General features: G+C 65.4%; 18 protein-coding genes and 1 pseudogene. 6 read left to right on the top strand and 13 right to left on the bottom strand.

Annotated elements, in window-relative coordinates; genetic code table 11:
* Nucleotides 1–35 precede the first annotated feature (35 nt).
* From A5707_RS15575 to A5707_RS15565, 3 genes are all read right to left on the bottom strand, one after another.
* On the bottom strand, nucleotides 36–2,594 hold the full coding sequence (locus A5707_RS15575; protein ID WP_065015359.1) for a S8 family peptidase: 2,559 nt from the start codon (nucleotides 2,592–2,594) through the stop codon (nucleotides 36–38).
* Complete coding sequence (locus A5707_RS15570) at nucleotides 2,587–3,555, bottom strand: AAA family ATPase (RefSeq protein WP_065015358.1); 969 nt, start codon at nucleotides 3,553–3,555, stop codon at nucleotides 2,587–2,589. The genes A5707_RS15575 and A5707_RS15570 overlap by 8 nt, the downstream gene beginning before the upstream one ends.
* A gap of 235 nt (nucleotides 3,556–3,790) precedes the next feature.
* Nucleotides 3,791–4,618: a TIGR02391 family protein gene (locus tag A5707_RS15565; protein ID WP_065015357.1), complete on the bottom strand. Its 828-nt coding sequence runs from the start codon at nucleotides 4,616–4,618 to the stop codon at nucleotides 3,791–3,793.
* A 376-nt stretch (nucleotides 4,619–4,994) separates the two neighbouring features.
* Between A5707_RS15565 and A5707_RS15560 the strand changes: the two genes are divergently transcribed.
* Nucleotides 4,995–6,788, top strand: coding sequence for a thiamine pyrophosphate-requiring protein (locus A5707_RS15560; protein WP_065015379.1), 1,794 nt, complete (start codon nucleotides 4,995–4,997; stop codon nucleotides 6,786–6,788).
* A 6-nt stretch (nucleotides 6,789–6,794) separates the two neighbouring features.
* On the opposite strand, the pseudogene A5707_RS15555 reads toward A5707_RS15560, so the two are convergent.
* The 3 genes and pseudogenes from A5707_RS15555 to A5707_RS15540 form a co-directional block, all read right to left on the bottom strand.
* Nucleotides 6,795–8,261 (bottom strand): annotated as a pseudogene (locus A5707_RS15555) (HNH endonuclease signature motif containing protein).
* 21 nt (nucleotides 8,262–8,282) lie between these two features.
* Nucleotides 8,283–10,085, bottom strand: coding sequence for a glycoside hydrolase family 15 protein (locus A5707_RS15545; RefSeq protein ID WP_065015354.1), 1,803 nt, complete (start codon nucleotides 10,083–10,085; stop codon nucleotides 8,283–8,285).
* Complete coding sequence (locus tag A5707_RS15540) at nucleotides 10,085–11,131, bottom strand: glucose 1-dehydrogenase (RefSeq protein ID WP_065015353.1); 1,047 nt, start codon at nucleotides 11,129–11,131, stop codon at nucleotides 10,085–10,087. Before A5707_RS15540 ends, A5707_RS15545 begins: the two co-directional genes overlap by 1 nt.
* 120 nt (nucleotides 11,132–11,251) lie before the next feature.
* Here A5707_RS15540 and A5707_RS15535 point away from each other — a divergent pair, with 120 nt between their 5' ends.
* On the top strand, nucleotides 11,252–12,253 hold the full coding sequence (locus A5707_RS15535) for an iron-containing redox enzyme family protein (RefSeq protein WP_082969491.1): 1,002 nt from the start codon (nucleotides 11,252–11,254) through the stop codon (nucleotides 12,251–12,253).
* On the opposite strand, the gene A5707_RS15530 is transcribed toward A5707_RS15535, so the two are convergent.
* The 7 genes from A5707_RS15530 to A5707_RS15500 form a co-directional block, all read right to left on the bottom strand.
* The gene (locus A5707_RS15530; protein ID WP_065015351.1) at nucleotides 12,233–12,454 is read right to left on the bottom strand and encodes a CDGSH iron-sulfur domain-containing protein; all 222 of its coding nucleotides are present in this window, start codon (nucleotides 12,452–12,454) and stop codon (nucleotides 12,233–12,235) included. The genes A5707_RS15535 and A5707_RS15530 overlap by 21 nt on opposite strands.
* Nucleotides 12,451–13,149, bottom strand: a complete 699-nt coding sequence (locus tag A5707_RS15525) for a HemK2/MTQ2 family protein methyltransferase (RefSeq protein WP_065015350.1) — start codon at nucleotides 13,147–13,149, stop codon at nucleotides 12,451–12,453. The genes A5707_RS15530 and A5707_RS15525 overlap by 4 nt, the downstream gene beginning before the upstream one ends.
* Nucleotides 13,150–13,231: 82 nt before the next feature.
* Nucleotides 13,232–13,777 carry a type 1 glutamine amidotransferase domain-containing protein gene (locus A5707_RS15520; protein WP_065015349.1) on the bottom strand — a complete coding sequence of 182 codons (546 nt, stop codon included), beginning with the start codon at nucleotides 13,775–13,777 and terminating at the stop codon, nucleotides 13,232–13,234.
* 35 nt (nucleotides 13,778–13,812) lie between these two features.
* Nucleotides 13,813–14,982, bottom strand: coding sequence for a zinc-dependent alcohol dehydrogenase (locus A5707_RS15515; protein WP_065015348.1), 1,170 nt, complete (start codon nucleotides 14,980–14,982; stop codon nucleotides 13,813–13,815).
* Nucleotides 14,979–15,911, bottom strand: coding sequence for an SRPBCC family protein (locus tag A5707_RS15510; RefSeq protein ID WP_065015347.1), 933 nt, complete (start codon nucleotides 15,909–15,911; stop codon nucleotides 14,979–14,981). Before A5707_RS15510 ends, A5707_RS15515 begins: the two co-directional genes overlap by 4 nt.
* Nucleotides 15,904–16,908, bottom strand: a complete 1,005-nt coding sequence (locus A5707_RS15505; protein WP_065015346.1) for an LLM class F420-dependent oxidoreductase — start codon at nucleotides 16,906–16,908, stop codon at nucleotides 15,904–15,906. The genes A5707_RS15510 and A5707_RS15505 overlap by 8 nt, the downstream gene beginning before the upstream one ends.
* A 46-nt stretch (nucleotides 16,909–16,954) precedes the next feature.
* A complete protein-coding gene (locus A5707_RS15500; protein ID WP_065015345.1) occupies nucleotides 16,955–17,419 on the bottom strand; it encodes a GatB/YqeY domain-containing protein in 465 nt (154 codons plus the stop codon).
* A 110-nt stretch (nucleotides 17,420–17,529) separates the two neighbouring features.
* Here A5707_RS15500 and A5707_RS15495 point away from each other — a divergent pair, with 110 nt between their 5' ends.
* From A5707_RS15495 to A5707_RS15480, 4 genes are all read left to right on the top strand, one after another.
* Nucleotides 17,530–18,822 carry a hypothetical protein gene (locus A5707_RS15495; RefSeq protein ID WP_065015344.1) on the top strand — a complete coding sequence of 431 codons (1,293 nt, stop codon included), beginning with the start codon at nucleotides 17,530–17,532 and terminating at the stop codon, nucleotides 18,820–18,822.
* A gap of 2 nt (nucleotides 18,823–18,824) precedes the next feature.
* Nucleotides 18,825–19,478, top strand: coding sequence for a DUF4129 domain-containing protein (locus tag A5707_RS15490; RefSeq protein WP_065015343.1), 654 nt, complete (start codon nucleotides 18,825–18,827; stop codon nucleotides 19,476–19,478).
* The gene (locus A5707_RS15485; RefSeq protein ID WP_419866434.1) at nucleotides 19,460–20,620 is read left to right on the top strand and encodes a DUF4350 domain-containing protein; all 1,161 of its coding nucleotides are present in this window, start codon (nucleotides 19,460–19,462) and stop codon (nucleotides 20,618–20,620) included. The genes A5707_RS15490 and A5707_RS15485 overlap by 19 nt, the downstream gene beginning before the upstream one ends.
* A partial coding sequence (locus A5707_RS15480) for an AAA family ATPase (RefSeq protein WP_065015342.1) occupies nucleotides 20,617–21,594 on the top strand: 978 nt, incomplete at its 3' end. The genes A5707_RS15485 and A5707_RS15480, both read left to right, overlap by 4 nt.

The following is a 21,594-nucleotide window of genomic DNA, read 5'->3' as shown; positions in this document are numbered from 1 at the left end:
GAGCTCTACCGGGATGGGTACAACTCAAGTGGTGGCTATGCAGTAGTGATCTCCGTTGCGATCGGCAGCCCGACTTGGAGAGCTATCGGCGTATAGAGGTCGACTTCCTGTTCTGTGGTTCGCAACGACAAAATCAGTGAGTAACGCACCGGGAAATCGCGCCGATCTAGACGTGTGTTGTTTTTCCACCACCCGCCGACCGGATAGACTGCGACAGAATTACATTGCGCCAGTTCGCTTCCCGTCCCCGTCCATTCGTCCTGATGTAACGACCCGAGGCCGCGCTGACGCTCGCCAAGGAACCAGCGATCGGACGTGGTTCCTGCTGAGCCACCATCCTCCCGCGCCTGTGCGTCACGATTGACGCGGTTGATGAACTCTTGTCGGGTCTCAAGCTGACCTTGCAGGTCGAACTGCAGGGAGTGTGAAGCGTAGGCGTAACGGTTGCGCCATCCGCGACGAGAGGCAGACGGCTCGACGAAGTAGGACAGGGTGATCCGTAGCCGCACATCGGCGGCCCCGAGATCTTCGAGCGCCTCGCGCGGCCACGGCAACGTGTGGAGCCGGAACTGTCTCATACGGAAGTCGGCACCTTCAAACGGTACGAATTGGTCTTGTGTGAGTAAGGTGACCGCCCGCCGCGACGAGTTGAGTACCGCTTCTTCTGTCGGTACACCCCAGCCGTAACGCCGTAGTTGTTCGAGGCGCTTCTTCTTCAGCTGCTCGGGCTTGATCCGCCGGTTCATGGCGCCTGTCCACTCCGCTTCGTGGGTCAACAACCCACGAATCGACTCCGGCCAGTAGTCGGGGTATCGGTCCATGGCCAAGGCTGCAAGTCGTGCAGCCTGAGCAGTCGCGGCACTCGTGGCATTCGCGGACGTCAGCGAGATGTCGCTTGTGTTCCCAGTGGAGCGGAGAGAAAGTATGGGAAGTCTGTCCTCGAACATCTGGTCACCGTCGGTGAGGACGTTTCCGCCCTCCATGCAGATGTCCGGCTTGATTGGTGTTTTGCGATGCCTGAACATCATCGACGTTCGACTGTGTGGCGACAACTCCCCCCGCTCTGCCACGGGTTTCCAGCCGGAGTACTGAGGATGCTGAGGAACCCCGGCAAGCTCGGTGTACGCGCCGACCGTCAGCGCGTTCCATGCTTGAGCAGGGTCTTCTATCGCCGCCAGGTCCGAGTTATCGAGGTGGAGGCCAGCATAGGAATCGACGTTGCCAGCCGCTACAACAATGAGCCGGGAGGCCGCGGCATCCGGTTCAGAGATAAGTTGGAACTGGTCACCCTCGCGGTCGGAGTCCGTCCCAACCGCTAGAGCGTCGACTGCTGCCGACCAAAGCGTAGGTTCACCTGGGCTATCTGGCGTACTGCTGAGGGTTAAGGCGAATACGCGCTGACGGCTGCTGGCGATCTCCGTCAGTGCGACCGCTTGGACGGTCGCGCTGCCATAGTCCAGCGGATCCAGCTCCCCCTCTCCGGGTCCCGGTTCCATACGCACCGACTCCAGGCGGTGGCGCAACTGGATCGGATTCACGTCTTCCAACGCAGCATCGAGGTCACCGAACAGAGCAAGCCCGGCCATTGAAGTGCCATGCCCCCGAGGATTCATGTCCGCGCCGGACGTTCCGATGATCGTGTGCAGATCCGACGGTGCAAGCGACGCCGCGAGGAGCACGTGAGTGCGAAGGACACCGGTGTCGAGATGGCATACCGCTGGAGCATCGTCGTCGGCCGGGCTAATGCGCTCGGAGAGTTCGTAAACGTATTCCGCTTGCTCGGTAGCCGAAAGGTCCTCAATCGTCTCGATGAACTCCGGTCGCCGAATCTCTGCCACCGGCACCGCGGTAAAGGGCAGGGGTTCGAGTTCGCTCCAGGTTGCCTCGATCCAGAAGACGGCGCGGTCGCGGAAACGGAATGAACGCGGCCGGATCCGTAGTTGGTGTGCATCGGCGAAGCCGTGGACCGTGTCGACATGATCACTGGCGGTATCGAGCCATAGTTCCCACCAATGCTGCCCACGCTGCGGAGGTTCCCCCTCCGAAGTCCACAGATCAGCCAGAACTGCCGTTCGGATACGGGAGATATTGGCCACCAGATCTTGGTTCTTCGGCTGTCCCCTTTTCGTCGTCTCGGCAAGGTAGTCCTGGAAGAGCTTCATGAACGCAGCACGGTGGCCATCGGAGACCCACACCGTCGCTCGCTCAGGCTCGGTGTCCGTCGCTGCTCGCACTGAAAGGAGCAGCCACCGCGGCTGTTTGGGCACCTTGCGATGCCGGGTCAGACTGTTGAGTGAATCAAGCTTCAGCGGGTACGCCGCACCTTCACCTTCGAGCACGATGATTGTGCCCTGTGCCCGTAGAGCCTCGTCGGAGAGCGCGATCGACGTGCGTTCGGCTTCAGACGCCGTGAACGAGTCCTCGAGTTCGCTATTGAGTGCGGCTCCGTGCGACGCGGCGTCGACGTTGCGCCGCCTAGAACCACCTCCCCCTCCGTCCGAATAGCGGCTGAATTCTTCGGACGCGGAATAGCCCTGAACATAGATATGGTCGTATTTTTCTCCCCCGCCGGCCTCGCCTCCCTCGTCAGCCAAGTGTTGCCGATCGACGAGCCTTCAATGCCACGATGACGTCCTCTCGCTCCACTTGCTTGCCGCCGCGCATCAGCACTGCCTTGGCCGCAGACTCCACGGCCTTTACAAGGTCAGCATGGCTAAGGCCGCCGGTGTATTTACCGAGGTTGGTCAGATCCGTTTTCGATGCGAGCGAGCCAAGCCGCGCACGCATCACGGTGACGGCTTGACGCGCATCCGGCAGCGAGTAGTCCAGCACCATGTCGAAGCGGCGGAACAACGCCTTGTCCAAGATGGCGCGGTGGTTCGTCGCCGCGATCACGATCGATTCCGGGCTCGAGTTCTCTAGGAACACTAGAAACGAGTTGAGTATCCGGCGCGCTTCACCAACGTCGTTGCCCGAACGATCGCCCCCGAGCGCATCGAACTCATCGAAGAGATAGACAGCTCGTTCGGCTGCCACTGCGTCGAATACCACCCGCAACTTCGCAGCCGTCTCACCCATGAATTTGCTCAACAGGCCATCGAGTCGCACCGTGTACATCGGCAATCCGAGTTCTGTGGCCAGCACCGAGGCCGTCATCGTCTTCCCAGTCCCGGGCGGGCCTTCGAGGAGTAGCCGATGCGATGGCGCGAAACCATGCTCGAGCAGATTCTTCCGCTGTCGTTGCTCGGCGAGGATTTGTTTGATTTGTGCGATGCGCTCCGTCGGGGCAACTAGTTCCCGCAGCTTCACCTGCGGATGGGAGACCTCGACGAGTTCGGTCAGCTCACCGCGAACACGAGGAAGAGCGGTGACGTTAGCCAGTGGTGCGCGTTCGCGCGACGCGTCGACAGCCTTCTTAATGTTGTCCGCAAGGACATGGTGACCCTGTCTGGCCTCACGCGCGGCAATCTGAAGAGCCACGGCATAGAAGGCGGCGTCGTCACCGGATGCGTGACTTCGCACCATCGCAGTGATGTGCTCGCCCAGCCCAGCCATGTCGCCTCCCCCTGAGCTTAGCGCCGTGTCTGGTTGTAGATCGTACGGTGCCGATCCTGGCGCGCTTCAGGTTCGTCGGCTCCAATGTGCAGATCGTTATTTGTTTGTCGGCCTCCGGGTTTGTCGGGCGGAAAGGGTCACGGGTGGCCGAGACCGTTCGACTGCGGGGCGTGGGGGTACCACAGAACCGCGAGGACGAGACTCTTGCGGCGGCGATCGATGTTCCCGTGATCAACTATGGGCTCTCCAAACTGTCAAGCCTGCACTGCTCTATCCACGTCGTCAGGAGACTGAGTGCCGCCAACCGCTCGGCAGCCTCCTGCGCTCGCAGCGGCGTCCGGTCGTGAATGGTCGGGTTACGGATCGCGGCTTGAATCCCGGTTGAGAACCCCAAGAGGCCGCGGTTCATGGATACGACAGTCTGGTCTTGATCGCAGCCCGGCCAGCGCAATCGCGGGGCGCCTGCCTTCGGCGGATTCTGCGAGAAGGCATGCGTAAAGACGTCTTTGTCAGCGAGGTCAGCGCGTCCCGTGAGATGCCGCACATAGTCAATTACGGCGCCTACAGCGGATGACACCGCTTCGCGGTACAGCTCGATACGCCACTGCCCTCGCGCGGCGCCCCACACAAGGGGATGTATGTCCTCGATGCTGATATCTGCGGCGACGTCGACACGTTCAGCCATCGCTTCGAGGATGCCAATGGTGTGCTCAGAAGTGGCGAGGATGTCGTCCGGCTGTACCTCCGAGTTCGACTGCGTGACTGTAATCCACACCTCGAACGGGTTCACCGGGCCGCCGAATCCTGGCCGTGATATCCGCACGCCCGTGAGGTCCGGGATGTGGGCTACCCGACCAGCCGTCAGCGAGCATCGAGCTTTTGCGGCAACCCAGTCATCATCGGATACGCCGCTGTCACGGATTACGGCAGGCAGGCTGGCGTAACTGGCCATGACGTCGGCCGGCAGATTTGGGCCGGCGACCGCTCGGAGGTCAGCGGTGAACTGGCAGAGTTCGAGCAACGCACTGAACGCTCGCTCGAACTCGCGCACCTGCTCGGCCATCCGTCGCAGATACCGCGGATTCGATTTCAGATCGTCATCGTCACCCACGCGCGCAGCTCACGGCCCAGTCGCGTACGTCGCGTTTGCGCGCACATTCTCGGAATACATCGATCCTCCTGCCCTGACCGCTGGTCCGCAGCCAGTCCGCAACAGGTCTATCAACAGCTACCGACAGCCAACACCCTCAACGCAGTTGAGCTGCGGATTCTCACACAACCAACACAGCAAACTCACTCAAACGGCCTGGTGGCTTCGTTCGGGACGAAGAGGTCGTGGGTTCGAATCCCGCAACCCCGACTCATGTGGTCTAAGTCGACCGCCTCTTGGGTAATCACCTTCCTGTTACCTGCTGCCTAAAACAGGAATGGGGTGTGCGATGGCAGGCGCGTTGGTTGCCGACTTCGTGCTGGAACGGCTGCGCGACTGGGAGATCGAGAAGGTTTTCGCCTACGCGGGCGACGGAATCAACGGTCTGCTCGCGGCTTGGGGCCGCGCGGACAATAAGCCGAAGTTCGTGCAGGCCCGCCACGAGGAGATGGCCGCGTTCGAGGCGGTCGGCTACGCCAAGTTCTCCAACCGGCTCGGCGTATGCGCGGCGACATCGGGCCCAGGCGCCATCCATCTGCTCAACGGCCTCTACGACGCCAAACTCGACCGGGTACCGGTACTGGCGATCGTCGGGCAGACCAACCGCAGTGCGATGGGCGGCTCCTATCAGCAAGAAGTCGACCTGATGAGCCTGTTTAAGGACGTGGCCAGCGAGTACATCCAAATGGTCACCGTGCCCGAGCAGCTTCCCAACGTCTTGGACCGGGCCATCCGCACCGCCGTGACGAAGCGGACGGTGACGGCCGTCATCATCCCCGCGGATGTGCAGGAACTCGAATACTCCCCGCCGACCCACGAATTCAAGATGGTCCCGTCAAGCCTGGGGTTCGAGTGGCCTGACGTCGGACCCTCGAAGGACGGGTTGCAGCGGGCCGCCGAGGTGCTCAACGCCGGCGAGCGTGTCGCCATGCTCGTGGGTTGCGGTGCGAAGGGAGCGGTCGACGAGGTGACCGAACTCGCCGACTTGCTCGGAGCCGGTGTTGCCAAGGCATTGCTGGGTAAGGATGTGCTCTCCGACGAGCTGCCTTGGGTGACCGGCTCCATCGGGCTGCTGGGCACGCGTCCGAGCTGGGAGTTGATGCGCGACTGCGACACTCTGCTCACGATCGGATCGAGTTTCCCCTACACGCAGTTTTTACCGGGCTACGACCAGGCGCGCGGTGTGCAGATCGATATCGACCCGGCGTTGATCGGCATGCGCTACCCCAACGAGGTGAACCTGGTGGGCGACGCGGCGGCGACGGTGCGCGCGCTGCTACCGCTGATCCAGCGCAAGTCCGATCGGTCCTGGCGCGAAACGGTCGAGAAGAACGTCAAGCGTTGGTGGGAAACCATGGAGATGGAAGCCAACGTGGCCGCCGATCCGATCAACCCGATGCGGCTTTTCGCCGAGTTGTCACCGAAGCTGCCCGACAACGCGATCGTCACCGCCGACTCGGGGTCGTCGGCGAATTGGTATGCGCGCCAACTGAAGTTCCGCGGCAACATGCGCGGCTCACTGTCCGGCAATCTGGCCACGATGGGTCCCGGCGTGCCCTACGGGATCGGCGGCAAGTTCGCCAACCCGGATCGGCCCGTCATCGTCTTCGCCGGCGACGGCGCGATGCAGATGAACGGGATGGCCGAGTTGATCACGATCGCGCACTACTGGGAAGAGTGGAGCGATCCCAGGTTGATCGTCGCGGTTCTGCACAACAATGACCTCAACCAGGTGACGTGGGAGATGCGAGCGATGGCCGGTGCTCCGAAATTCGCTGTGTCGCAGACGCTTCCGACGGTGGATTACGCGTCCTTTGCAGCCAGCTTGGGTCTGGCGTCGGCGACGTTGACCGATCCCGATCAGATCGCATCGGCGTGGGATCAGGCACTGCGGGCGGATCGCCCGACGGTGCTCGACGTGCACTGCGACCCGAACATCCCGCCGGTGCCGCCGCACGCGACCTTCGATCAGATGAAGGCCGCCGCCACCTCGGTGCTCAAGGGCGACGAAGACGCCTTCGGCATGCTCAAGGAAGGCATCAAAGTCAAGGCCCAGGAGTTCATCCCGCGCCGCCGCAAATAGCGTGAATCAGAAGGGAGGCGGGTCGTTACAGGCGGCGATCCGCTCAGCTTCTTGCACCGCTTCAGCAGCAAGGCGGGCTTCATTGATGCCGCGCTCGTGTGCGATGCGGGCGGCACGCTCGTCAGCTCTGGTACGGCAACGCGTCGGCATCATCAGGCCCCGGTTCTCGCACGGCGATGCCATCGATGTCTGCAGCGCTAATGCTCCTGTCGGATCGGCCAACACCGGAAACAACAGGGCGCCACCGGGTTTGGTGGTGTAGATGTGGCCCGTGGGAGCTGTCCACTCGACGGTGCCATCGGGGTACTGCCGGTCGGTCCAGCCGCCGCGGCCGGTGTAGAACGTTTTGAGTAGGTGATGGTAGCGGCAGAGCAGCTTGAGATTCGAGGGATGTGTGGGGCCGTTCGGGTACGGAACCGTGTGGTCGACGTCGCACACTTCGGCCGGCTGATCGCACCCCGGGAATCGGCACGTGAGATCCCGCAGTCGCACGAATTCCGCCAACGCCGCGGACGGTCGATAATGCGGCTCGGGATCAGCTGAGGGTTTCACCAGTGGCTTGATCTTGGCGGTGGTGCCCACCTCGCGCAGCACGGGCGCCGACAGCGGGCCGTAACCGGGCAGATAGCCCGGCGCTTGCGAGTCTCCATTAATCGTCACCTGCTCAGCCAACACATGGATGATCACATCGGTGGCCGGCCGCCGTTGGGCCGCTGAGCAATCCGGCGAACCACACTGACAACGCAATGTCTCCAGTCCCGCGGCCAACGCGCCGAGCCCATCGGCGCGGCGCTGTTTCTTGGTGCGCGGATCCGCCGGACAGACCGTTGCGGCTAGCGCATCGAGTTTCCGGTCTAATGCCGCGCCATCGGTTGCGTGTAGTTGCGCCCACACGCCGGCCAGCCCGGGCTCAACCGGCCCAATCTCGACATAGCGCTGCTCATTGCGATGGCTTGGCTGCTTAACGCCGGCCGGGTCGAAGCGGGCAACCCACATGTCGATGCGCTCAATGAGCTTGGGTTCAGAGAGCCGCATCCACTTGGGTCCATGCCGAGCGATCGCGGCGTCCAGTTTGGCTATCAATACGGGGTCGTCAACCAGTTCGGTGCGGCCGACCACCGCGGCCATCAGCCGGAAATCGATGTCTCCCCGCGCAAAGACTTCAGCGAGTCGTGGCAGGCTTTCATGCAGCACAATCGCGTAGCGCAACCGCCCGCGGGCTCGTCCTCTGCTGATCCCCAACGCCGCAGCCACTTCAGCAACGACGTTTTCGTAACCATCGATGGCCCAGTTTTATCGATCGACATCGTCGTCGGGCGCGCGACGCTCATAGAGCTCACCGACGGCCGCCAGTTCCCGCGCGCACATCGCGTTCTGCCGGCGGGCAGCAGCTGTGATGGCATCCACCACTCCAGCGTCATCGACCCCAGCAAAAGCCTTTGTGAGCTGGGGCACCGCTTGAATATCGAACATATATTCGACTATAAGCGGACCCTACGACACACCTCGCTGACGCGGTCCGCCGGTCTGTGTCGACGATCCGCTCAGCTGTCGTGCGGTATTCACCAGCCCGACCATGCTGAACGCCTGCGGGGTGTTGCCGACCAGCCGTTGCGCACCGGTGTCGTACTCCTCGCTGAGCAGCCCGACGTCGTTGCGCAGGTCTAGCAGCTTCTCGAACAGCTCGCGGGCCTCGTCACCGCGGCCGATACCGTGCAGAGCATCAGCCAACCAGAACGTGCACGCCAGGAACGTGCCCTCGGTGCCGGGTAGGCCGTCGACGCCGCCGTCGGCGTCCGGTCGATAGCGCATCAGGAATCCCTCGCTGGACAACTCGCGTTGCACGGCATCGACCGTGCCCACGACCCGCGGATCATTCCACGGCAAGAACCCGACGCGCGGAATCAGCAACAGCGCGGCATCCAGACCCTGAGAACCGTAGAACTGCGTGAAGGTCTGCCGTTCCGCGTCGTAGCCGTGCTCACAGACGTCGGCATGGATGCGGTCGCGCAAGTCGCGCCATGTGTCGAGCGGGCCGTCGAGGCCCTGCGTTTCCACGGTGTGCACAGCCCGGTCGACACCGGCCCAGGCCATCACCTTCGAGTGCACAAAATGCCGCCGGTCGCCGCGCACTTCCCACAGGCTGGAATCTGGCTGGTCCCAATTGCTTTCGAGAAAATCCAGCAGCGCCAGCTGAATGTCCCACGCCGAATCCACCGCCTGCATCCCGGTTTCACGAGCCAGGTGCAGCCCGTCGAGCACCTCGCCCCACACGTCGAGCTGGAACTGTCCGGCGGCGTCGTTGCCGATACGTACCGGCGCCGAGTTCTCGTATCCGGACAGCCAATCAAGTGTCAGCTCCGGAATCCGGCGGGTGCCGTCGATGCTGTACATGATCTGCAGCTTCGCTGGATCGCCGGCGACGGCTCGGACCAGCCAGTCCCGCCACGCCCTGGCCTCGTCGACGTAGCCGGTGCCAAGCAGCGCCTGCAAGGTAAACGTCGTGTCCCGCAGCCAGCAGTACCGGTAGTCCCAGTTACGAACTCCGCCAAGTCCTTCGGGCAGCGACGTTGTCGCTGCGGCGAGGATCCCGCCGGTGGGGTCATAGGTGAGCGCCTTCAGGGTGATCAGCGCCCGGCGCACCGCCTCTTCGTACGGCCCGCTATAACTGCAGCGGCCGATCCAGTCCCGCCAGAATTCTTCGGTGTCGCGCAGCGCGCGGTCGGCGTGTGCCCGCACGGCATGCGGGCGGTGCGACGACACGTGAGTCAGCACGAACGGCACCTTGTCGCCGGCTGCGACTTCGAATTCGGCGACCGTGGACATGTGGTCGCCGCGTACGTCGGCCGGCGTGGTCAGGCACAAGGTGTCGGGACCGGCGATGGCGATCAGGCCGTCCTCGCTTCGCCGGATCCAGGGCACGACGTGGCCGTAGTCGAATCGGATCACCAGGTGCATCCGCATCGGCACCCGCCCGGAGAGTCCTTCGACGATGCGCACCACGTCGGCGGCTTCACCGCGCGGCGGCATGAAATCGGTGACTCGCACCGACCCGTCGTCGGTGTCCCATTCGGTGTCCATGATCAGGGTGTCGTCGCGATAGGCGCGGCGCGTCGCGGGTCCGCCGGAGGCTGGCGCCAGTCGCCAGTGACCGGCCGATTCGTCGTGCAGCAGCGCGGCAAAGCACGAACCGGAATCGAACCGCGGCAGGCACAACCAGTCGATGCTGCCGTCACGGCTCACGAGGGCGGCGGTGTGCAGATCGCCGAGCAGGGCGTAGTCCTCGATTCGAGCCATCAGAGTTCGATGACCACCTTCACGTCGCCGTCAGCCGGCTGGAACGCCTCGGCAGCCTTCTCCAACGGGACGCGGCGGGTGACCAAACCTTCCAGCCAGTCGTTGTCGGCGTGGGCCAGCACCTCGGCACCCTGCTGGTAGTGACGCAGGTTGGCGTTGACCGAGCCGACCACCACGTCGTTCTCCAGCACGATGTCACGGTTCACCAACCCGGCGTCGACGTCAATGCTGTGCCCGCCTGACGAGACGCCCGTCAAACAGGTGATGCCGTAGGTTTCGGTGTTCATCAGCGCGCCGAAGACGATGCTGCCCACCCCGGTGGCCTCGATGACGACGTCGGGCCGCACCTGTTTGGCCACCGACTCGATGTCCTCGTGGTGGTAGGTCGCACCGAGTGATGTGACCAGCTTCGGCTTCGGGCCGTCGGTCACCCGGTCCAGCACATGCGTGTCCAAACCGCGCTGCACCCCGATCAGCGCCGCCAACAAGCCGATCGGCCCGGCGCCGGTCACCAGCGCCCGTTTCGGTTCGAACCAGCCGCGGCTGCCGATCCGCTCCACCTGCTCCCAGGCTTTTGCCACCACCGTCGTCGGCTCCAGCAGCATGCCGACCCGCTCCAGCGACGGATCGAGCCGCACCGCGTAATCGGTTTCCACACACCACGCTTGGCTGCCGTAGCCGTCCAGCTCCTTGATGCCGCGCTCGCGGTAACGGCCGTTGCGGCACATGTCGAACTCGCCGTGCGCACACGCACCACACGGCTCGGGGTCGGGGCGGCGCACCACGCCGACCACCAGATCGCCGGCCGAGAAGCTGCTCGAGGCCGGCGCCTGCCGCACCCGGCCGAGCGATTCGTGGCCGAGGACCAGGTGCGACGAGTTGGGCGGCGCCCAGCCGTACTCGCCGGAGACGATCTCTTTGTCGGTGCCGCAAACGCCCATCGCAATGCCGTCGACCAGCAGTTCGCCGTCGGCCGGGGTGGGGTCGGGCACGTCGGACACGCTCAGCGAGCCCTTGTGGCCCGGCTGTACGGTCAATGCGCGCATGTCACCTCCTAGGTTGGTCGTGCGACGCAGTACTACCCCGTCGACGGGCCTGTTATGCGGCCGCGTCGTTTGGCCGGCGGGTAAATCGGGGTAAACCCCGGCGTGACCCAGGCAGAAGCAATGGTCGAACCCCGATTGCCCGCCGCGCATGGACCGCTGTCCATGGCTGTGCGGCGCACACTCACCGAACCGGCGCCGCGGGACCAGCTGGTCCGCGTCGGAGCGTCGGTGCGGGAATCGGATCCCTACGGTCTGGACCTGCAGTTGGCGCTGTACATGTGCTACGAGCTGCACTACCGGGGCTTCGCCGGCGTCGACCCGACCTGGGAATGGAATCCCGGGCTGTTGCACCTGCGCGGGCAGTTGGAGCGCGCGTTTCTGGCGGCAGTGCAGCGAGACGTCGGTCCGATCGAGCCCGACCACACCGCGGCAGCCGAAATGGACGCCCTGTCAGTGGAATCCGTCGACGGCACTGGACCGTCATATTGGCTGCGTGACAACGGAACCTGGGCGCAGATGTGCGAATACTTCGTGCACCGATCGCTGTATCACCTCAAAGAGGGCGATCCGCACGCCTGGGCGATTCCGCGTCTGACCGGCCAGGCCAAGGCCTCGTTCGTGGCGGTCGAATTCGACGAGTACGGCGCCGGGCAAGGGCCGCGAGTCCACCAACAGCTGTTCGCAGACCTGTTGACCGCCGCGGGTCTGGATGCCACCTACTTGGCCTACCTGGACGCGGTTCCGGCCGAATCGCTGACGGTGGTGAACCTGATGTCGCTGTTCGGTCTGCACCGCCGGTTGCGCGGCGCGGCCATCGGGCATTTCGCGTCGACGGAGATCACCTCGCCGCCGGGATCGCGCCGACTGGTGGAGGCGCTGCAGCGACTCGGCGCACCCGCGGAGTGCGTGACGTTCTACAGCGAGCATGTCGAGGCCGACGCGGTGCACGAGCAGGTGGTGCGCCTCGACGTGGTCGGCGACCTGGTCGCCCGGGAGCCACAGTTGGACTGCGACGTGGTGTTCGGGATCCGCGCCCACGCGATGGTCGAAGACCGTCTCGGTGACGCGATGGTGGCGGCGTGGAAAGCCGGCGAGAGCTCGCTACGCCGTCCGCTCGGTTGAGGCTGAGGTTGACTGCGTCCGGCGGCAACGCCGGTGGCTGGTGTCGCACAGCGGGTAGTTCTTGCTGCGCCGGCAGGTGCAGACGGCCACCATGAACCGATCGGACTCGACGACATCGCCGCCGGGCATCTCGATTCGCACCGGACCGGCGATCAGCACCGGCCCGTTGGGTATCACCTGCACCCGAGTGCCGCCGGTCATGGCTTGTCCGCCCGGATCACGACGAGTTCCTCTTGGCGGCAACCGCGTTGGATGCGACCGGTGTCTTCTAACCAGCCTGCCCGGGCCGACATCACCGGCCCGAACGGGATCCATTGGGAGGCAATGACTCGCGCGTTCAAGCCGGTTGATCGCAATCCTTCGAGCGACTGCTCGACGCCCGACAAGCTGGAGTGCACCAGCAGCATGGAGCCGCCGTCGCACAGCAGCCGCGACGCCGACTCACACAGCGGATCGAGTATCAGCCGGCCGTCCACTCCGGCGTTCCACGCCCATTCGGGGCCAGCGCTTTTCGGGATCTCCTCGCTGTCGCCCGTCGGCGGGGTGGCCACATAGGGCGGATTGGACATGATGACCTCGAAGGGCGCGCAGCCGAGCGCACCGATCCAGGAACCCTCCCGCACGTCGACGTCGACGCCGGCGTGCACCGCATTCCCGCGCGAACACGCCACAGCGTGGGGACAAATGTCGAATGCGGTCACGCTGGCTGCGCCCAATTCGGCAGCGGCGATCGCGATGTAACCGCTGCCGGTACACAGATCCAAAACACGACGTCCCGGCACCAGCGCGGTGGCTTCCATGGTGTCGACGAGCAGTTGCGAGTCCTGTTGCGGCGGATAAACGCCCTCAGCCGCCAGGACATCCGTTACGGGCGGCGCCAAGTAAGAAGTGGTCACCTGCGGCCTTTCGACACGTCACCACGGCGATCGCGGCTGGCGTGACTATGCCCCCAAACCACGCTGTTGAAACCAGGATCAATCAGGCGCTCGTCGGGGCGTGAGCGAACTTCTCGACAATCGTCGAGCAGAACGCCTCGAGATCCGACGGTGAGCGACTGGTGATCAGGTTGCCGTCGACGACGACTTCCTCGTCGACGACATTGGCGCCGGCGTTGCGCAGATCGGTACGAATGCTCTGATACGACGTCAACGTGCGCCCCTTGGCCACACCGGCCTCCACCAATGTCCACGGGCCGTGGCAGATCGCAGCGACCGGCTTTCCCGATGTCACGAAGTCCCGCACGAACGACACCGCCGCCTCGTCCATCCGCAGCTTGTCCGGGTTGACGGTGCCGCCGGGCAACACCAGCGCGTCGAAATCGTCGACCGACACGTCTTTGACCGCCCGGTCGACGGGAAATGTCCCCGCCGGCTCCAAATCGTGGTTGCGGGCTTCGATTTCGCCGGATTTCAGCGACAGCAGCTCGGTTCGCGCTCCGGCGTCTTCCAGAGCCGCGCGCGGCTGTTCGAGTTCGACCTTCTCTACGCCGTCCGCCGCCAGGAAAGCGATCTTCTTGCCTTGCATTTCATCATGTGACACAGCGGTTCTCCTTTGTCGTCTTAGGGTTTGAGCACGACCTTGGTGCAGTTGTCGCGTTTGTGTTTGAAGATCTCGTATCCGTGCGGCGCCTCGTCGAGCGACAGCCGGTGGGTGATCAAGAACGTCGGATCGATCTCGCCGTTACGGATCCGCTCGAGCAGTGGTCGCATATACCGCTGCACGTGGCACTGTCCGGCTTTGATGGTCAGTGACCGATTCATGATCGCCCCGATCGGGAACTTATCCATCAGCCCGCCGTAGACCCCGACGATCGAAATCGTGCCGCCGTTACGGCAACTCATCGCCGCTTCCCGCAAAGCGTGGGGCCGTTCGGTTTCCAGTCGAGCGGCCTGTTTCACCCGGTCGTAGGCATCCACCACGGTGGAGTCGTTACGGGCCTCCAGGCCAACCGCGTCGATGCAGTGGTCGGGCCCGCGCCCGGCGGTCATGTCGCGGAGCTCTTCGAGCACCGCCGTCTCGGCGAAGTTGAGCGGTACCGCTTGTAGTTCCTCAGCCAGCTCCAGTCGATACGGAACACGGTCAATCGCAATGACTTTCGATGCACCCAGCAGGTAGGCGCTTGCCATCGCGAACAGACCTACCGGGCCGGCGCCCCAGACGGCGACCACGTCGCCCGGCTTGATGTCACACATCTCGGCACCCATGTAGCCGGTCGGGAAGATATCCGACAAGAACAGCACCTGTTCGTCGGTCAGGTCATCCTCGATCTTCAGCGGTCCCACGTCGGCGAACGGCACCCGCGCGTATTCCGCTTGCCCGCCGGCGAATCCGCCCAGCATGTGCGAGTACCCGAACAGTCCGGCAGGTGAATGACCCATCAGCTTCTCGGCGATGCCCGCGTTGGGGTTCGAGTTCTCACACAGCGAGTACAGGTCGCGTTCACAGGCCGAGCATGCACCGCATGCAATCGGGAACGGCACCACCACCCGGTCACCCACCGCCAGTTTCGTGACAGCTTTGCCGACGTCGACGACTTCGCCCATGAATTCGTGCCCGAGGATGTCGCCGTGCTTGACGGTCGGGATGTAGCCGTCATAGATGTGCAAGTCGGAACCGCAGATTGCCGTCGAACTGATGCGCACGATCGCGTCGCGTTCGTTGAGGATCTTCGGATCGGGAACCGACTGCACTTCCACGCGGTTGCGGCCGGCCCACACGGTGGCCTTCATCGGGCCGCCCCCTTCGGCTGTCCGCTCTGCTGATGCATTTGCCTGCGCGATGAAGTGCCTTCCGGCGATCCGTCGGAACGCATGACCTGCCCGGTCTCCAGAATCTGCTTGAAGCGACGAAGGTCGTCGTTGACTTGTTGGTCCGGCGACTCGCCGAATACGGTTGCTGCCGCCTTGGCCAGCGCGCCGCCCGGCAGGCGATAGCCCATCGTCACCCGCACCTCGGTGTCGGTGCCGCCCGGCGCGGGTGTGAACTCGACGCTGCCCCCGTTCTCGATGGTCGAGCCCGGCAGCGACTGCCACGCGATGCGGGTGTCGGGTTCGTCGTCGGTGATCTGCGCGTCCCATTCCACCGACTGGCCCAGGGGCGCGTTGGCCACCCAGTGTGTCCGGCCGTCGGATCCGACGGTCACCGACTTGAGGTGATACATGAACGACGGCAGGTTCTCCAGGTCACGCCAAAACCGGTAGACGTCAGCCGGCGGGCGTCGCACCGTAACCGCGGCCCGCAACGTCTGATGACGCGACCCGTTGGCGTGTCGCCCGCCACTGTTGCGAGTGGTGCGCAGCGCCGCATAGAGATCGGCAGCACCGATGCCGGCCAGTGCGGCGGCCGCAATCGCGCCGCGCTTCCGCCGCCCCGCTCCGCGGTTGGCCACTCCGACGCCCAGCAGCGCCAGGTCCAGGGCGTCGCCGGCGACGCGGGTCCAGACCAGCGGCTCAGGCCCGAACAGCAGCGCGGCGCCGTGCCCGCATTCACGCAAGCCGAGCGCCCGGATCACCGACCGCGTCCGGTCGGTGTCGTCCACGCCGGCCACCGCGGCAACCCGCGCCGGTGCCAGCAATTCACTGAGTCCGAGCGCCAGGCTCGCTCCGCCGAGCCCTTTCACCAGCAGCGCAGTGCTGTTGGCAAACGACGGATTAGTCATCGCCGTCCCCTTGTTTGTCGGCGGCCCGCAGCGCCTCGAGCAACGGCTCGGCGGCTTCTTTGAAGAACGGATCCTGGGCCTCGCCACCGATTTGCACCAGTGCGACGTCGGTAAACCCCGCTTCCCAGTACGCACGCACCGCGTCGACGATCGCGTCGAGGTCCGGTCCGCACGGAATGCTCTCGGCGACGTCCTCGGGGCGGACGAACTGGGTGGCGGCCGCGAAACCAGCCGTCGTCGGCAGGTTCGCATTGACATGCCAGCCCCCGGCGAACCAGCGGAATTGCTCGTGGGCGCGTTCGACCGCGGCGTCGCGGTCGGGATCCCAGCACACCGGCACCTGCCCGACTACCCGGCCGCCGCCAGCCATACCGACCGCCTGGCGCGCCGAGTGCCAGTCGCGGACCAGGTCTCCGCTGGGCTGAACCGCAATCAGGTGGTCGGCGAGCGTGGCGAAGTTGCCGACCCCCCGTTCGCCGGTCATCGCCACCGCGATGCCGATCGGATCGTCAGGCAGATCCCACAGGCGTGCCGAGTCCACCTGGTAGTAGTCCCCGCGCCAATCGACCAACTCGCCACCGAACAACGTGCGGATGATTTCGATCGCCTCGGCCAGCATGTCCTGGCGCTGCTTGAGCGCCGGCCAGCCCCGGCCGACGACGTGCTCGTTGAGGTTCTCGCCGCTGCCCAGCCCGAGGGTGAACCGGCCGTCGGCCAGGATCTGCACGGTCGCGGCCTGTTGCGCGACGACCGCCGGGTGGTAGCGCATCGTCGGACAGGTCACATACGAGTACAGGTCCACCCGTTCGGTGGCGTGTGCCACCGCACCCAGCACTGTCCAGGCGTTGGGGGCGTGTCCTTGCGACGAGAGCCACGGCGAGAAGTGGTCACTGCAGACCTCGAAGTCGAAACCCCGACGTTCAGCCGAAATCGCGTGCCGGACAAGGTCTTTCGGGCCGTTCTGCTCAGTCAACAGGGTGTAGCCGAACCGCGTCATAGAAGACGGGTACCCCAGCACGGCCAGGGCAAACGATCGCCGGTGACTAAAGCCGGTCCTTCACCGCCGCCGACAGTCGGGCTCCGTCGGCCTTGCCGGCCGCGATCGCGGTGGCCGCCTTCATCACCATGCCCATCTGTTTCATGCTGGGCCGCTCGCCGAGCTGTTCGGCCACCTGGGCGACGGCGGTGTCGACGACGTCGGCGAGCTCCCCCTCGGTGAGCGGGGTGGGCAGGTATTCGTCGATGACCCGCGCCTCGGCGTGCTCCTCGGCGGCGAGCTCGCCGCGGCCGTTCTGGGTGTAGATCTCGGCGGCTTCCCCGCGCTTGCGGGATTCCCGGGCCAGGACCTTGAGCACCTCGTCGTCGGAGAGTTCCCGCGACTCCTTGCCGGAGACTTCCTCGCTCTGGATCGCGGCCAGCAACATGCGCAGGGTCGCAGTGCGCAGTTTGTCCCGCGTCTTCATCGCTTCGGTCAAGTCGGCGCGCAGCCGGGATTTGAGTTCGGCCATAGCTGAGACGCTACGCGAGCGGTCTGCCGCCGCGGGACCTTGCGAGACATTGAGAAATACCCCCGTGGCCGACAGGATGGAGCCATGATCGACGACGGCGGCGCCACCTGGTGAGCACGCCACCGCTCGACTACCCCGAATACCCCGAGGGGTGGAACCCGCCGCCAGGTTACGGTCCCCCGGGTTACCCCCCAGCGGGTTATCCGCCCCCGGGATACGGACCTCCGGCCGGCGGCCCGCCACCGGGCTACGGTCCGCCACCCGGCTATCCGCCGCCACCTGGTTACGGGTCGCCACCCGGCTACCCGCCGCCGGGCTACGGGTCGCCACCTGGCTACGGCGCTCCGCCACCTGGCTACGGCGCTCCGCCACCTGGCTACGGCGCTCCGCCACCGGGCTACGGCGCTCCACCACAGTTCCACCCGGGCGGGTTCCGGCCGGGGATTATCCCGCTGCGGCCGTTGGGGCTCAGCGAGATCTTCAATGGCGCGGTTGGCTATGTCCGGGCCAATCCCAAGTCCGCGTTAGGGCTGACGGCGATCATCGTCGTGATCACCCAGGCCATCGCCTTGATGGTCGAGGCCGGTCCGGTTGCCGGCACGAGCCGGCTTGGAACGGCTTCGCCCGACGAGCCCACGGGCGGTGATCTGGCCGCCGGGCTGATCTCGGCTGCGGCCAGCGGCCTCGTCACCTGGCTGGCAGGGGTACTACTCAGCGGCATGCTCACGGTCGTCGTCGGCCGCGCGGTGTTCGGGTCGACGATCACCATCGGCGAAGCCTGGACGAAGATCCGCGGGCGCCTGCCGTCGCTGCTGGGCCTGGCCGCGCTGGAAGCCGTCGGGGTGATCCTGCTCGTCGGCCTGGTGACGCTGCTCATCACCGCCGTGGCCGCCGTCGGCAGCGGTGCCGCGGCGGTCGTTTTCGGCCTTCCGTTGGTGCTGGCCCTCATTGCGGCGCTGGGCTACTTCTATACCGTGCTGTCGTTTGCGCCGGTGCTGATCGTGCTGGAACAGCTGCCCGTCATGGACGCCATCACCAGATCCATTGCGCTGGTGCGCAACAGCTTCTGGCGTGTGCTCGGCATCCGATTGCTCACCTCTGTCGTGGTGTTCGTCATCGCCGGTGCGGTCGCGGCGCCGTTCAACTTCGTCGGTCAGTTGTTGGCCGACCCGTCCAGCGGGCCCACGCTGATCGGTTTGACGGTGGGCGCTATCGGATCGGCGATCGGCCGGATCATCACCGCTCCGTTCAGCGCCGGTGTCGTGGTCTTGCTGTACACCGATCGCCGCATCCGCGCCGAGGCGTTTGATCTGATCCTGCAGACTGGCGCTGCCAGTGGTCCGGCAGCGACACATTCCACCGACTACCTCTGGCTGACCCATCCGGGGATGAGGATCGGCTGAGGATGCCGACCATCGACATCGACCGCGATGCCGCACACGATGCTGCGCAACGCGAACTGGCCAAACCGATCTACCCCAAAGCTTCGCTGACACAACGGTTCCACGATTGGGTCGACGAACTGCTTTTCCGTCTGGTCGAAAAGGGCTCTGAGCTGCCTGGCGGATGGTTCACCATAGCGGTGTTGCTAATCCTGCTGGGGGCGGGGCTGGTGGTCGCAATCAGGGTGTGGCAGCGCATGCTCCGCACGCGCCGCGGGGTTGACAACCCGTTGTTCGACGGCGGCCAGCTCAGCGCTGCCACCCACCGCGCTACTGCGGAACGTCTTGCCGCTGAAGGCAATTGGACCACAGCGATTCGACACCGGCTGCGCGCGATCGCCCGCACACTAGAGGAGACCCGGGTACTCGAGCCCGCTCCCGGCCGCACCGCCAACGAGCTGGCCCGCGACGCCGGCGTGCGCATACCCCAGCTCGCCTCCGAGTTCGCCCAGGCCGCCGCAGCATTCAACGACGTCACCTATGGCGAACGACCCGGAACCTCAGCCGCCTACCAGATGATCGCCGACCTCGACGACCATCTGCGGTCCGGTTCGGCGGGCGGCTCGCCCGCGGCCGATCAATCGGCAGCCCTGGGTCCGTGGGCGGCAGTGCAGTGACGACCACCGGCTCGTCGACGCTGGGCAGACGTTTGCGAACCTGGCGGTGGGTCCTGCTGACACTGGCCGCTGTCTGCGCCGTCGCCGCGGTCGGCACCTACCTGACCGCGCCGCGGCCGGGCGGCCGGATGGATCCGACGGCCACCGGACCGGACGGCGCACACGCATTGGTCGCGCTGCTGGGCGACCGGGGGGTCGACGTCCTCGTCGCCGACACCGTTGCCGATGTCGAAAGCGCGATGCGCTCGGGCACCCTGCTGCTGATTGGGCAGAGCCAGTACCTCACCGACGACACACTGCTGCACCGGCTGGCCGATGTCCCCGGTGACCTGCTGCTGGTGGAGCCGACGTCGCGGGCTCGCGCCGCATTGGCGCCCGACATCCGTAGCGGCGGTGCCGCCACGCCGGAGAGCAAGCCGGATTGCGCGCTGCGCGAAGCGAATAGCGCCGGATCGGTGCAGTTCGGCCCCACCAACACATTCAGTGTTGCTTCAAAAGCGGCCGGCCAGCACGAGATCACCAGCTGCTACGGCGGGGCGCTGGTCCGCTACCGCGACGGTGAACGCACCGTCACCCTGGTGGGCAGCACCGACTTCATGACCAACGGCGGCCTGTTACGCGCCGGCAACGCTGCGCTGGCGATGAACCTCGCAGGCCAGCGCGCTCGACTGGTCTGGTACGCGCCGCAGCGGGTCGAAGGCGAAGCAAATTCCGCAGCAACCATTTTCGATCTGATCCCCGACAACGTCAGCTGGATGGTCTGGCAACTGTGGCTGACCGTCATACTCGTCGCACTGTGGAAGGGCCGCCGGATCGGCCCACTGGTCGCCGAGGATCTGCCGGTGGTCGTGCGCGCGTCGGAGACGGTCGAGGGCCGCGGCCGGCTGTACCGGTCGCGGCGGGCCCGCGACCGCGCGGCGCAAGCCCTGCGGACTGCGGCGCTGCAGCGGCTGTCGCCCCGGCTCGGACTGAGCCCGACCACGCCCGCCCCGACGGTGGCCACGGCGGTCGCGCAGCGCAGCGGGGCCGACGCGAACTCGGTGCGGCATACGCTGTTCGGGCCACCGCCGGCCACCGACACCGATCTGGTAGCGCTGGCCCGGGCGCTCGACGACATCGAAAGGCAGGTCGCACACCTATGACCCAGTCGGCCCCCGCATCCGCGCCGCCCGTCGCTGCCGAATCGGCACGTCAGGCATTGTTGGCGTTGCGCGCCGAGATCGCCAAAGCCGTCGTCGGACAGGACGCCGTGATCAGCGGCCTGGTCATCGCGCTGTTATGCCGAGGCCATGTGCTGCTCGAAGGCGTTCCGGGCGTTGCGAAAACGCTGTTGGTCCGTGCGCTGGCCGCGGCGCTGCAGCTGGAGTTCAAACGCGTCCAGTTCACGCCGGACCTGATGCCCGGCGACGTCACCGGCTCGCTGGTCTACGATGCCCGCACCGCCGCTTTCGTATTCCGGGCCGGCCCGGTGTTCACCAATCTCATGCTGGCCGACGAAATCAACCGCACACCGCCCAAAACGCAGGCCGCTCTGCTGGAAGCCATGGAAGAACGTCAGGTCAGCGTCGACGGCGAACCCCGGGCTCTGCCCGACCCGTTCATCGTCGCCGCCACGCAGAACCCGATCGAATACGAGGGCACCTACCAGTTGCCCGAGGCGCAACTCGACCGCTTCCTCCTCAAACTGACCGTGCCGCTGCCGCCGCGCGACTCAGAGATCGCCATCCTCGGGCGGCACGCGCACGGCTTTGATCCGCGTGACCTGTCGACGATCCGGCCGGTGGCCGGGTCCGCTGAGCTGACCGCCGGGCGCGAGGCAGTGCGCCAGGTAATCGTCGCCGACGAGCTGCTCGGCTACATCGTCGACATCGTCGGTGCCACCCGCCACTCACCGGCTCTGCACCTTGGCGTATCGCCGCGTGGCGCAACGGCGTTGCTGGGCACGGCGCGGTCATGGGCCTGGCTGTCCGGGCGCAACTACGTCACACCCGACGACGTCAAGGCCATGGCCCGCCCCACCTTGCGGCACCGGGTGATGCTGCGCCCGGAAGCCGAACTCGAAGGCGCCACTGCCGACGCGGTGCTCGACGGAATACTGGCCTCGGTTCCGGTGCCC

This window comes from Mycobacterium kyorinense (assembly GCF_001672775.1).
Lineage (GTDB): Bacteria > Actinomycetota > Actinomycetes > Mycobacteriales > Mycobacteriaceae > Mycobacterium > Mycobacterium kyorinense_A.
The sequence above is the reverse complement of the archived record's forward strand: the minus strand, read 5'-3'. Positions and strand labels throughout refer to the sequence as shown.